Source organism: Rhodococcus yunnanensis NBRC 103083 (assembly GCF_001895005.1).
Taxonomy (GTDB): domain Bacteria; phylum Actinomycetota; class Actinomycetes; order Mycobacteriales; family Mycobacteriaceae; genus Rhodococcoides; species Rhodococcoides yunnanense.
In genome coordinates this window covers 115,122-127,586 of the sequence record NZ_BCXH01000009.1, presented here as the reverse complement: position 1 = coordinate 127,586, position 12,465 = coordinate 115,122, and the positions used below count along the sequence as shown (strand labels likewise).

Annotated in this window: 11 protein-coding genes; 8 read left to right on the top strand and 3 right to left on the bottom strand. The window is 65.6% G+C overall.

Annotation, left to right across the window (positions count from 1 at the left end; all coding sequences use genetic code 11):
• The 7 genes from RY1_RS16095 to fabG all read left to right on the top strand — a co-directional run bounded on the left by RY1_RS16095 (position 1) and on the right by fabG (position 7,937).
• Positions 1 to 342: an L-rhamnose mutarotase gene (locus RY1_RS16095; RefSeq protein ID WP_072804775.1), complete on the top strand. Its 342-nt coding sequence runs from the start codon at positions 1 to 3 to the stop codon at positions 340 to 342.
• Entirely contained in the window at positions 339 to 1,508 is a 1,170-nt protein-coding gene (gene rhaI, locus RY1_RS16090) for an L-rhamnose isomerase (RefSeq protein WP_072804773.1), read from the top strand. Before RY1_RS16095 ends, rhaI begins: the two co-directional genes overlap by 4 nt.
• Positions 1,508 to 2,923, top strand: coding sequence for an L-fucose/L-arabinose isomerase family protein (locus RY1_RS16085; RefSeq protein ID WP_072804771.1), 1,416 nt, complete (start codon positions 1,508 to 1,510; stop codon positions 2,921 to 2,923). The genes rhaI and RY1_RS16085 overlap by 1 nt, the downstream gene beginning before the upstream one ends.
• Before the next feature lie 18 nt (positions 2,924 to 2,941).
• Positions 2,942 to 4,972, top strand: a complete 2,031-nt coding sequence (locus RY1_RS16080; protein ID WP_072804769.1) for a bifunctional rhamnulose-1-phosphate aldolase/short-chain dehydrogenase — start codon at positions 2,942 to 2,944, stop codon at positions 4,970 to 4,972.
• Positions 4,972 to 6,363 (top strand): rhamnulokinase, encoded by a 1,392-nt coding sequence (locus RY1_RS16075; protein WP_072804767.1) that lies wholly within the window; start codon positions 4,972 to 4,974, stop codon positions 6,361 to 6,363. Before RY1_RS16080 ends, RY1_RS16075 begins: the two co-directional genes overlap by 1 nt.
• A 10-nt stretch (positions 6,364 to 6,373) precedes the next feature.
• A complete protein-coding gene (locus RY1_RS16070; protein ID WP_072804920.1) occupies positions 6,374 to 7,111 on the top strand; it encodes a lysophospholipid acyltransferase family protein in 738 nt (245 codons plus the stop codon).
• A 67-nt stretch (positions 7,112 to 7,178) separates the two neighbouring features.
• Positions 7,179 to 7,937: a 3-oxoacyl-ACP reductase FabG gene (fabG, locus tag RY1_RS16065; protein ID WP_072804918.1), complete on the top strand. Its 759-nt coding sequence runs from the start codon at positions 7,179 to 7,181 to the stop codon at positions 7,935 to 7,937.
• Between the two features lie 121 nt (positions 7,938 to 8,058).
• Here the strand turns inward: fabG and RY1_RS16060 are convergent, their stop codons facing one another.
• The 3 genes from RY1_RS16060 to RY1_RS16050 form a co-directional block, all read right to left on the bottom strand.
• Positions 8,059 to 8,904 (bottom strand): 3-hydroxybutyryl-CoA dehydrogenase, encoded by an 846-nt coding sequence (locus RY1_RS16060; protein ID WP_072804916.1) that lies wholly within the window; start codon positions 8,902 to 8,904, stop codon positions 8,059 to 8,061.
• Between the two features lie 23 nt (positions 8,905 to 8,927).
• Positions 8,928 to 10,085, bottom strand: coding sequence for an acyl-CoA dehydrogenase (locus tag RY1_RS16055; RefSeq protein ID WP_072804765.1), 1,158 nt, complete (start codon positions 10,083 to 10,085; stop codon positions 8,928 to 8,930).
• Positions 10,086 to 10,275: 190 nt separating this feature from the next.
• Positions 10,276 to 10,941, bottom strand: a complete 666-nt coding sequence (locus RY1_RS16050; RefSeq protein WP_072804763.1) for a TetR family transcriptional regulator — start codon at positions 10,939 to 10,941, stop codon at positions 10,276 to 10,278.
• 120 nt (positions 10,942 to 11,061) lie between these two features.
• On the opposite strand from RY1_RS16050, the gene RY1_RS16045 reads away from it, so the two are divergent.
• Positions 11,062 to 12,453 carry an FGGY family carbohydrate kinase gene (locus tag RY1_RS16045; RefSeq protein ID WP_072804914.1) on the top strand — a complete coding sequence of 464 codons (1,392 nt, stop codon included), beginning with the start codon at positions 11,062 to 11,064 and terminating at the stop codon, positions 12,451 to 12,453.
• Positions 12,454 to 12,465: the final 12 nt, after the last annotated feature.

Sequence of the window (12,465 nt, the reverse complement as noted above, 5' to 3'; positions counted from 1 at the left end):
ATGAGCAGGTACTGCTTCACGCTCCAGCTCCGACCCGAGTCGGTTCCCGAGTACTCCCGGCGCCACGCCGAGGTGTGGCCCGAGATGCTCGAGGCACTGAAAGCCAGCGACTGGAACAACTATTCGCTGCACATCCGCGACGACGGTCTGATCGTGGGATATGTCGAGAGCACCGATCTGGACGCGGCACAACGAGCGATGAGCAGTACCGAGGTCAATGCTCGATGGCAAGCCGAGATGTCCCCGTTCTTCGCGGGCCTCGCAGACACAACACCGGACGAGGGGTTCGTGCTACTGCGCGAACTCTTCCATCTCGAGAGTCAGTTAGGTAATCAATCATGACCACCTCTGCAGCACAGGACATCTCGGCACTCGCCGACTTCGGGATCGAGGTCCCGAGCTGGGCATACGGCAACTCCGGTACGCGGTTCAAGGTCTTCGGTACCCCAGGTGTCCCGCGAACCCCGTTCGAGAAGGTCGCCGACGCCGCCGAGGTCAATCGGGTGACGGGCGCGGCGCCTCGGGTGTCGTTGCACATTCCGTGGGACTACGTCGACGATTTCGGTAAGCTCGCAGCATTCGCGTCGGACCACGGCGTCGCGCTCGGGGCGATCAACTCGAACGTGTTCCAGGACGACGACTACAAGCTGGGGTCGTTGACCAACGCCGACCCGCGGATCCGCGCGAAAGCCGTTGCACACCATCTCGAATGCATCGACGTCATGCGCGCCACCGGGTCGAAGATGCTCAAGCTCTGGCTCCCCGACGGCACCAACTACGCGGGTCAGGACTCGATCCGTGCGCGTCAGGATCGGCTCGCGGAGTCGCTGCAGCAGATCTACGCCGGTCTCGACGACGACCACCGGTTGCTGATCGAGTACAAGTTCTTCGAGCCGTACTTCTACACCACCGACATCCCCGACTGGGGAACCTCGCTGTTGCACTGCCTGGCGCTCGGCGACAAGGCACAGGTGGTGCTCGATACGGGCCATCATGCTCCCGGCACCAACATCGAGTTCATCGTGACGCAGTTGATTCGTCAGAAGAAGCTCGGCGCGTTCGACTTCAACTCGCGCAACTACGCCGACGACGACCTGATCGTCGGTGCCGCCGATCCGTTCCAGCTGTTCCGTATCATGTTCGAGATCGTCTCGGCGGGAGCGCATCTGCCGGACTCGGGGATCAACTTCATGCTCGACCAGTGCCACAACATCGAGCCGAAGATTCCGGGCCAGATTCGGTCGATCATGAACGTTCAGGAAGCGACGGCGAAGGCTCTTCTCGTCGACGCGGTCGCGCTGGAGGACGCTCAGCGTGCAGGGGACGTCCTCGGCGCACACGCGGTGTTGATGGACGGGTACAACACCGACGTCCGCGGGTTGCTCGGTGATCTGCGTGAGTCGAAGGGTCTCGGCCGTGACCCGATGGCCGCGTTCGCCCGGTCGGGCTACATGGCGCGGATCGAAGCCGACCGCATCGGCGGACAGCAAGCGAGCTGGGGAGCGTGATGGGCCTCGAACGGGTGGAGGCGGCGAAGACGAAGCTGGGGTTGGTATCGGGCGGGCTCGGTGCGTACTGGCCGCAGTTCCCCGGACTCCTGAGTACGTTGCAGGAGTCGGCTCGGTATGTCACCGAACGTTTCGAGAAGCAGGACTGCATCGTCGTCGATGCAGGGTTCGTGTCGGATGCGATCGAATCTGCTGCGGCCGCCGAGAGGCTGCGCCTCGCCGACTGCGATCTCGTCGTGGTCTTCCTGACGACGTATCTGACCTCGTCGATGGTTCTGCCCATCGCCCAACGCGTCGACGCACCGGTCCTGTTGATCGACCTGCAGCCGACCGAGGCGATGGACCACGCGAACACCGGGACCGGGGAATGGCTCGCGTACTGCGGTCAGTGCCCGCTGCCCGAGGTGGCCAACGTCTTCCGTCGCAGCGGAATCGACTTCCGTTCCGTGTCCGGCTACTTGCACGACGAGAACGCCTGGTCACGGATCGACGCGTGGGTGGGTGCCGCGTCGGCGCGCGCAGCCCTGCGGCATTCCAGGCTCGGGTTGATGGGACACCTGTACCCCGGGATGCTGGACATCTCGACCGACATGACGCTGCTGTCGGCGCAGTTGGGCTCGCACGTCGAGGTTCTCGAGTTCGACGACCTCCGAGTGCGGGTCGAGGCCGTGTCGGATGCTCAGGTCCAGGAACGTCTGGGGCTGGCCCGCAGCGTCTTCACGATCGACGACTCGGTGGACGAGAACGACCTGGCGTGGGGAGCTCGGGTGTCGGTGGGACTCGACGCGGTGGTCGAGGATTTCGGGCTCGACGCCATGGCCTACTACCACCGAGGTCTGGGCGGTGAGCTGCACGAGAGGCTCGGTGCTGGAATGATCCTCGGAGCATCGCTGCTCACCGCTCGTGGGGTTCCGCTCGCAGGCGAGTACGACGTCCGAACGGCGGTGGCGATGCTCGTCGCCGATCGACTCGGCGCCGGGGGATCGTTCACCGAACTGCAGGCATTGAACTTCCGGGACGGCGTCGTGGAGATGGGACACGACGGACCCGCGCACCTGCAGGTGTCGTCGGGCACTCCGTTGCTGCGTGGGCTTGGCGTCTACCACGGCAAACGTGGGTACGGCGTCAGCGTCGAGTTCGACGTCCGGTCCGGCCCGGTGACGACGTTCTCCGTCGGCCAGAATCGCGACGGGTCCTTCGTCTTCATCACGTCCGAGGGAACCGTCGTACCGGGACCGCTGTTGCAGATCGGCAACACCACCTCGCGGGTGGATTTCGGCCGCGACCCGGGAGAGTGGACCGACGAATGGAGTGCCACCGGCACCGGACACCACTGGGCGCTGTGTACCGGACACCGCGCCAAGGACATCAAGGCCGCAGCAGAGCTGCTCGGCATCGCGTACGCCAGCGTCTGACCACAGGAGAATTTTCGCGTGAGCACCATCGACGATCTGATCGCCCGGTCCAACCGACTCGGTTCCGACCCGCGCAACACCAACTACGCAGGAGGCAACACTTCCGCGAAGGGAACCGAGACCGATCCGGTCACCGGTGAGGATGTGGAACTGTTGTGGGTCAAGGGTTCCGGAGGCGACCTCGGCACGCTGAAGCCCAGCGGCCTCGCAGCCCTTCGGCTCGATCGTGTGCTGGCACTGAAGAACGTCTATCCCGGCGTCGACCGCGAGGACGAGATGGTCGCGGCGTTCGACTACTGCCTGCACGGCAAGGGTGGTGCGGCGCCGTCCATCGACACCGCGATGCACGGACTCGTCGAGGCGAACCACGTCGATCACCTGCACCCCGATTCGGGAATCGCGTTCGCGACCGCTGCGGACGGTGAGGAGCTGGCGCGAAAGTGCTTCGGCGACCGTGTCGTGTGGGTGCCGTGGCGTCGCCCGGGATTCCAGCTCGGACTCGACATCGCGGCGATCGCAGCGCAGAACCCACAGGCCATCGGGTGCATTCTCGGAGGTCACGGAATCACGGCGTGGGGTGAGACGAGCGAGGAGTCCGAGCAGCGGTCGCTCGAGATCATCGCGGCCGCCGAGCAGTACATCGCCGACAACGGGCGCGAGAATCCGTTCGGCGGCGTGGTCGCCGGTTTCGAAGCACTGGATCCCGCTGCCCGACGCGCCCGCGCCGCAGCACTGTTCCCGCTGATCCGCGGGCTCGCGTCCACCGACCGTCCGCAGGTCGGGCATTTCGACGACAGTGACGCCGTGCTCGATTTCGTTGCTGCCGAGGAACATCCGCGACTCGCTGCCCTTGGCACGTCGTGCCCCGATCACTTCCTGCGCACCAAGGTTCGTCCGATGGTGCTCGATCTACCACCCACCGCATCGATCGACGAGATCGAGGTGCGGCTGAAGGAACTGCACGCGGCGTACCGCGACGATTACGCCCGCTACTACGCCGAGCACGCCGAGGCCGACAGCCCGGCGATGCGCGGCGCGGATCCGGCCATCGTCCTGGTGCCCGGGGTCGGCATGTTCTCGTTCGGTGCGAACAAGCAGACCGCCCGGGTCGCCGGTGAGTTCTACATCAACGCCATCAACGTCATGCGCGGTGCCGAGGCGATCTCGACCTACGCCCCGATCGACGAACGTGAGAAGTTCCGCATCGAGTACTGGGCGTTGGAAGAAGCCAAGCTCGCGCGGTTGCCGAAGCCGAAGCCATTGGCGACGCGCATCGCGCTGGTCACCGGGGCCGCGTCGGGCATCGGTAAGGCGATCGCGACCCGTCTGGCGGCCGAGGGTGCCTGCGTCGTCGTAGCCGATCTGGACGCCGAGAAGGCTGCCGCCGCTGCCGCCGAGATCGGCAATTCCGATGTGGCGGTGGGCATCGCAGCCGATGTGACGGACGAAGGGCAGATCGTCGACGGTTTCGCCGCGGCAGTGCTGGCATTCGGCGGTGTCGACCTGGTGGTCAACAACGCCGGGTTGTCGATCTCGAAGCCGCTGCTGGAGACGACCGTGAAGGATTGGGACCTGCAGCACGACGTCATGGCACGTGGTTCGTTCCTTGTTTCACGTGAAGCAGCGCGCGTCATGATCGCGCAGGGCATGGGCGGCGACATCGTCTACATCTCGTCGAAGAACTCGGTGTTCGCCGGCCCCAACAACATTGCGTACTCGGCGACGAAAGCCGACCAGGCACATCAGGTTCGGCTGCTCGCCGCCGAGCTGGGTGAGTACGGCGTCCGCGTCAACGGCATCAATCCGGACGGGGTGGTGCGGGGGTCGGGCATCTTCGCCGGCGGCTGGGGAGCCAAGCGCGCAGCGGTCTACGGCGTCGAAGAGGAGAAGTTGGGCGAATACTATGCTCAGCGAACGCTTCTCAAGCGTGAGGTGCTGCCCGAGCACGTCGCCAACGCAGTCTTCGCGCTCACGGGCGGCGAACTCACGCACACGACGGGTCTGCACATCCCCGTCGATGCGGGTGTCGCTGCGGCGTTCCTACGCTGATGGCCGTCTTCGCCGCCGTGGACCTCGGTGCGTCGAGCGGTCGGGTGATGCTCGGTAGGGTCACGGCGGGCAGTGTCGTTCTCGAGGAGGTCGCACGTTTCGAGAATCGTCCGGTCCGGCTGGGGCGTTCGCTGCACTGGAATGTGACCGAGCTGTACCAGGGCGTTCTCGACGGGATTCGCACGGTGGTCGCCGGACTGGACGGCGAGAGGCTGACCTCGATCGGAATCGACACCTGGGCTGTGGACTACGGGTTGCTCGCCGCCGACGGTTCGCTCCTCGGGGTGCCGTACCACTACCGGGATGCGCGCAACGACACCGAGCACGCCGATCTGTTCCTGCGCAACGGAATTGCGCACCTGCCGTTCAACACCGTCTACCAACTGCTGCAGGAGACCGACGATCGGATACAGGCCGCGCACCGGATGTTGATGATGCCGGATCTGCTGGCGTACTGGCTGACCGGTGTCGCCGCGGGTGAGGTGACCAATGCCTCGACGTCGGGGATGCTCGATCCGCGCGCCCGTGAATGGGACAGCGACCTCGTCGGGCAACTGGGGCTGAAGGCCGATCTGCTTCCGCCGCTCCTGTCTCCAGGCGATCGAATCGGGGAGTTGACGCCCGGCGTCGCCCAGATCGTCGGGGCCGACGCCACCGTCGTGGCCGTCGGGACCCACGACACCGCGTCGGCGATCGTCGCGGTGCCCGCCGAGTCGGCGAACTTCGCCTACATCGTTTCCGGCACCTGGTCGCTCGTGGGAGTCGAGACGACCGAGCCGGTCGTCACCGAGCAGGCTCGGGACGGCGGTTTCACCAACGAAGCCGGGGTCGACGGCACCGTCCGGCTGCTGCGCAACGTCATGGGCATGTGGCTGGTGCAGGAGTCGCTGCGGCAGTGGGAACGGGACGGCGTCGTACTTCGTCTGGGGGACCTGCTGGAGGAGGCGGCCGGTATGGCGGCACTGGGTGCCGTCGTCGACCCCGATCTGCCGGTGTTCCTGCCGCCGGGCGACATGCCGACCCGCATCGCACGGGAATGCGAGCGCGTCGGGTGCGCGGTGCCGTCGACACCTGCGGAGACCATCCGCGCCATCATGGACAGTCTCGCGGCCGCCTACGCCAGGTCCGTCGCGACTGCAGGCGCGCTGGCAGGCATCGAGATCGACACCGTCCACATCGTCGGCGGTGGATCGCAGAACCGGCTGCTGTGCCAACTGACCGCCGATGCGACCGGGTTGCCGGTGGTCGCCGGACCGGTCGAGGGTTCGGCGTTGGGCAACGTTCTGGTGCAGGCCCGTGCCGCCGGGGTGATCGACGGCGGACTGGCCGAGCTGCGCGGCGTCGTTCGGGAATCATTCGAGCTGAGGCGGTACCTCCCGGTCGGCGGATAGTGTTGTGGGTATGGATCGACCTGCGGTAATTCTCGAGAACGACGAGTCCGTCTACGACTTCTATCTGCGTCACCAGCAGAACCGGCAGGTGGCGAGGCTTGCATACGCCGCGCTTGCCCGGCGCTTCAAGCCTCGGCTGAGCTACCCGGAGGGGGCGAGGGAGGAACTGCGCAGGCTCGTCTACGACGACACGCGTCTGATCATCGCGATCAATCACCTCACCGAGACAGATCCGTACACCGTCGCCGCGACGGCGTGGGCCAGTCCGCTGCGTCCTGTCATCGGACGCACCCGTGTGCTGGCCAAGGACGAGCTGTTCCAGGAACCCAAGCAGCGCAAGCGAATCGACATGATGGGCGGCATCCCGGTCTTCCGCGGCAAGAACCACGGGATGCGGGCGGTCAGCGCGGCAGGTAGCCGAATGATGGACGTGAGTGCCGAGCGCATGCGCCGCGGCGACGACCTCGCGGTGTTCCCCGAGGGGACGTGCAATCTGGAGGATCCGACTCGGGTTCAGCACGTCGGCAGCGGAATCGGCCACATCGCGGCTCGTGTACGGAAGTTGGGTGTCGAGCCGGTCCTGATCTGCATCGGGTTGAGCTACGGCCCCGGTTCGGAGAATCTGAAATCGGCGAGTGTCCACATCGAGAATCCGATCGGTGATCTACCCGAGAAACCCATCGAGATTTCACGCGTCGTCGCCGCCGGAATGCAGAAGGCGCTCGACGGGGCGGTGGCCGCCTACTGAGCGGTCACTCGGTGTTGGTAGAAACATTCGAAGAGGTTCTCATCGATCGCAACTTCAGGAGATGCACGTGAGTGATCAGATCAAGACTGCCGTAGTGACCGGAAGTGCCCGCGGAATCGGGGCCGCCGTCGCCAAACGCCTGGCCAAGGACGGATTCGGGGTTGCCGTCGTCGACCTCGACGAGGCCGCGTGTGCGGACACCGTCGGCGCCATCCAGGCTGCAGGTGGCCAGGCCGTCGCCATCGGCGCGAACGTCGCCGACGAAGCATCGGTTCAGAGCGCCGTCGACCGGATCGCATCCGAGTTCGGTGCGCCGACGGTCCTGATCAACAACGCAGGCATCACCCGCGACAACCTGCTGTTCAAGATGACCGTGGAGGATTGGGACTCCGTGCTCGGAGTTCACCTGCGCGGATCCTTCCTGATGACACGGGCGATCCAGAAGCACATGATCGACGCCAAGTGGGGACGCATCGTCAACCTGTCGAGTACCTCTGCACTCGGCAACCGTGGGCAGGCGAACTACTCGGCAGCCAAGGCAGGCATGCAGGGATTCACCAAGACCCTCGCCATCGAGCTAGGCAAGTTCGGCGTCACGGCCAACGCCATCGCACCCGGATTCATCGAGACCGAGATGACCGCGGCGACAGCAGAACGCGTCGGCGTCTCGTTCGAGGACTTCAAAGCCGCTGCCGCGTCGCAGATTCCGGTCAATCGCGTCGGAAACCCGGACGACATCGCACACCTCGCCTCCTTCTTCGTCAGCGAGGGTGCAAGCTTCATCTCGGGCCAGGTCGTCTATGCAGCCGGTGGCCCGAAGGACTAGTTGATCCGCTCCTGGTGCGGCTTCGCCGGCCGTGCGCGCTCACCGCTTGAATGGCCCATTCATACGAACAGATAGTTAGCGTGTGACAGTCAAGCGGTGAGCAAAGGTCGGTGCGTCACAGTCAGTACGTGTAGAAACCCTGACCCGTCTTGCGGCCGAGTTGGCCGGCTTCGACCTTGCGGCGCAGCAGCGGCGGCGGTGCGTAGTGCGGTTCGCCGAACTCGGCGTACAGCGACTCGGCCACCGCCAATGTCACATCCAGCCCGACGGTGTCGGTCAGACGCAGCGGCCCCATCGGGTGGGCGCAGCCGTTGACCATGCCCTCGTCGATGTCCTCGGCGCTCGCGAAGCCGGACTCGAACATCCGGATCGCCGAGACGAGGTACGGGATCAGAAGAGCGTTGACGATGAAGCCTGCGCGGTCACCCGAGCGAATGGTCTTCTTGCCCAGTGTGTTTCCGGCGTACTCCGTCACGGCGGCGACGGTGTCCTCGTCGGTGACGAGGCTGACGACGATCTCCACCAGCGGCAGTACCGGCACCGGGTTGAAGAAGTGCACGCCGACGACCTTGCCGGGACGCGCAGTTGCGTTGGCCATCTTGATGACCGGAATCGACGACGTGTTGGTTGCCAGAATGCCCTCGGGCTTGACGATGGCATCGAGCTTGCCGAACAGGTCGAGCTTGAGCGATTCGATCTCCGGCGCAGCCTCGACGACGAGGTCGCGATCGGCGAAGTCGTTGATGTCGAGCGTCAGAGTGATTGCCGCGCGTGCCTTTTCGGCCGCGTCGGCTTCGATACGCCCGGACTTGACCGCGCGGGCGAACGATTTGTCCAGCCGCGCTTCGGCAGCATCGGCAGCAGCCTGGCTGGTTTCCAACACGATGACGGAGGAGCCTGCGCGTGCTGCTACTTCGGCGATTCCGGCACCCATCGTACCGCCGCCGATGACACCGACGAGTTCGATTGCGTTCGATCCGACAGCGCCGCTCATTTCAGCAGCGCCCGGGACATGACGACGCGCTGAATCTGGTTGGTGCCCTCGTAGATCTGCGTGATCTTGGCGTCGCGCATCATGCGCTCGACGGGGAAGTCGGTGGTGTAGCCGGCGCCACCGAAAAGCTGAACGGCGTCGGTGGCGACCTCCATCGCGACGTCGGATGCGAAGCACTTCGCCGCCGCGGAGATGAACCCGAGGTTCTTCTCCCCGCGCTCGGCGCGCGCTGCCGAGGTGTAGACCATCAGGCGTGCGGCTTCGACCTTCATCGCCATGTCGGCGAGCATGAACTGCACAGCCTGGAAGCTCGAGATGGACTGCCCGAATTGCTTGCGGTCCTTGGTGTATTCGATTGCCGCGTCGAGTGCACCCTGCGCGAGACCGACGGCCTGAGCGCCGATGGTGGGGCGAGTGTGATCGAGCGTCTGCAGTGCGGTCTTGAAGCCGGTGCCGGGCTCGCCGATGATGCGATCGCCGGGAATCCTGCAGTTCTCGAAGTACAGCTCGGCCGTCGGGGAGCCCTTGATACCGAGCTTCTTCTCCTTCGGCCCGACGACGAATCCCTCGTCGTCTTTGTGCACGATGAACGAGCTGATGCCGTTGGCGCCCTTGTCGGAATCGGTGACGGCCATGACGGTGTACCAGTCGGACTTGCCGCCGTTGGTGATCCAACACTTGGAGCCGTTGAGGATCCAGTCGTCACCGTCGGCAGCGGCGCGGGTGCGCATGCTGGCGGCGTCGGACCCTGCTTCGCGCTCGGACAGTGCATACGACGCCATCGCGCCACCCGCCAGCGAGGGAAGGACCTGCTTCTTGAGTTCCTCGGAGCCGTTGAGGATCAGGCCCATCGTGCCGAGCTTGTTGACGGCCGGGATCAGCGAGGACGATCCGCACACACGCGCGACTTCCTCGATGACGATGCACGTCGCGACCGAATCGGCGCCCTGGCCGTCGTACTCCTCGGGAACGTGGATGGCGTTGAACCCGGAGTTGTTGAGCGCGGTCAGTGCTTCCTGGGGGAAACGCGAGTCCTCGTCGACCTCCTTGGCGTACGGGGCGATTTCCTTCTCGGCGAGGCCGCGGATGGCTGCACGCAGCTCGTCGTGCTCCTCGGGTAAGCGAAAGAGATCGAAATCAGGGTTTCCGGCCATGGGTGCCACTCTCCTACAGTGTCGACGAGATGGTGCGGCACTCAGTGCCACGCATCCTGCCAGGTTACAGGCAGCTCACCATCGAGACAAGGAAGGGTGGCACTGGGTGCCAGCGGGCGCGGCCAGTCATCGCTTGAATGGTGCATTCATACGATCTGATGGCTTGAAGGGTTCATTCAAGCAGGGGGAATCAGGGCGACAGATGCTCGCCCAACGCGTCGGCGATGGCTTGTCGGGACGCCCCGCGTGGGAAGACGGCGACGACGACCTCGTCGGAGGACGAGGAGGACGCCGGGTCGAACGCTGCGCGCACCCTGGCCAGAGCTTCCTTCAAGTCGGACGGTGCGGTGTTCACGCCGTCGCGGATCATGCGTCGTAGGACGTAGTTGTGCGTTGCGGTGACCGTTGCGCAGAACTGGATGGTCTCGAGGTGGGAGTGCTCCGGAATTGCCGCGCGGAGGTAGTCGACGAACAGGCGCTCGTACCGGAAGACCGTCACGATTTCGCGGTCGCGGAGGGCTGGATTCACGTGTACCACCTGGTAGCGAAGCCGCGCGTACTCCTTCCAGCCGGAGAACCGGTCGAAGACGAGCTGCGCGGCGTCGCACACCGCTACCCACGGATCCGGGTGCTCGGCCGCGAGGAACTCCGCGGCCTGGGCGAGCAGAATCTCGTGGTCGGCGAAGATGACGTCGTCCTTGCCGCGGAACTGCCGAAAGAATGTACGACGCGAGATGCCCGCGGCGTCGGCGATGTCGTCGACCGAAGTCGCGTCGTATCCCTTCACCGAGAACAGGTCGAGTGCCTCCTTCGCCACGGCGAGGCGAAAGGCGTCGGAGTCCTCGGTGTCGCGCATGTCCACGAAGGTAGCGGAGTGCGACCTGTCATTTCCACCGGCGCGGATGCACACAGAATGCGCCCGCGGCGGGCGGTACAGTCGACTGCAGGCAACCGCTGCGCTGGAAGGATGAAGCTCTTGGCTCTCGTTGCAGGTATCGATTCGTCCACACAATCGTGCAAAGTGTTTGTCCGCGATGCGGATTCGGGTGAGCTGGTGCGTAGTGGGCGGGCCGGGCACCCGGACGGCACCGAGGTCGATCCAGCGGCATGGACATCGGCGCTCGACACCGCGATCGCCGACGCCGGCGGTCTCGACGACGTCGCTGCAGTGTCCGTCGGTGCCCAACAGCACGGGATGATCTGCCTGGACGAGCGGGGCGATGTGATTCGTCCGGCGTTGCTGTGGAACGACACACGCTCGGCGCGCGCAGCGACCGACCTGATCGACGACCTCGGTGGGAGCGCCGCGTGGGCGGATGCGGTGGGTGTGGTGCCCCTGGCGTCGATCACCGTCACCAAGCTTCGGTGGCTGGCGGACAACGAACCCGGCAACGCGGATCGCACTGCAGCAGTGTGCCTTCCGCATGACTGGATCAGCTGGCAGCTCGGCGGCGCGAGAGAACTCGGTTCGCTGGCGACCGACCGCGGGGACGCCAGCGGCACCGGCTATTTCGCGGCGAGCACGAACAGCTACCGCAAGGACTTGCTCGAACTGGGGATGCGAGGGCGCACGCCGCGACTTCCTCGCGTCGCGGATCCGTACGAGCGCATCGGAACGACGGCGTCGGGTGCGATCATCGCGCCCGGGACCGGGGACAACGCTGCTGCCGCGCTCGGTCTCGCCGCAGGCGTCGGCGACGTCGTGGTCTCGGTCGGCACGTCGGGTGTGGTCTCCGCGGTCACCGACGTCGCGGCAGCCGACGCGTCGGGCATCATCGCCGGATTCGCCGACGCCACCGGCCGACAGCTGCCGCTCGTGTGCACGCTCAACGCCGCCCGTGTGCTCGACGCCACCGCGTCGTTGCTCGGTGTCGACCACGCCGAACTGTCGAGGTTGGCGCTGTCCACTCCCAGCGAGGGGCTGGTCCTCGTGCCGTATCTCGAAGGTGAGCGCACCCCGAACAGACCCGATGCCTCCGGTGCGATCCATGGACTGCGGCTGGGTAATTCGACGCCGGGGCATCTCGCCCGCGCGGCCGTGGAAGGCCTTCTGTGCGGGCTGGCCGACGGTATCGACGCGCTCCGAGCGGCAGGTATCGAGACTCGGCGAGTACTGCTGATCGGCGGCGGCGCCAAGTCGGCGGCCTTGAGGGAGCTGGCACCGGCAATCCTCGGCGTGCCCGTCGTCGTTCCCGAGCCGGGGGAGTACGTCGCCGACGGGGCAGCTCGGCAGGCGGCCTGGGCATTGGCACAGACTGCCGAGCCACCGCAGTGGGCGTCGGCGCCGATGCGTACCTACGAGGCAGATTCCACCCCGGCGATCCGCGAACGGTACGCCGAGGTGCGTGATCTCACGGAAGGTATCTAGAGCAGGGGTATC

Coding starts and splice junctions, on each gene's coding strand:
- rhaI (WP_072804773.1), top strand. CDS start 339: ATGACCACCTCTGCAGCACAGGACATCTCGGCACTCGCCGACTTCGGG.
- RY1_RS16075 (WP_072804767.1), top strand. CDS start 4,972: ATGGCCGTCTTCGCCGCCGTGGACCTCGGTGCGTCGAGCGGTCGGGTG.
- RY1_RS16050 (WP_072804763.1), bottom strand. CDS start 10,941: ATGCGCGACACCGAGGACTCCGACGCCTTTCGCCTCGCCGTGGCGAAG.
- RY1_RS16070 (WP_072804920.1), top strand. CDS start 6,374: ATGGATCGACCTGCGGTAATTCTCGAGAACGACGAGTCCGTCTACGAC.
- RY1_RS16085 (WP_072804771.1), top strand. CDS start 1,508: ATGGGCCTCGAACGGGTGGAGGCGGCGAAGACGAAGCTGGGGTTGGTA.
- RY1_RS16055 (WP_072804765.1), bottom strand. CDS start 10,085: ATGGCCGGAAACCCTGATTTCGATCTCTTTCGCTTACCCGAGGAGCAC.
- RY1_RS16095 (WP_072804775.1), top strand. CDS start 1: ATGAGCAGGTACTGCTTCACGCTCCAGCTCCGACCCGAGTCGGTTCCC.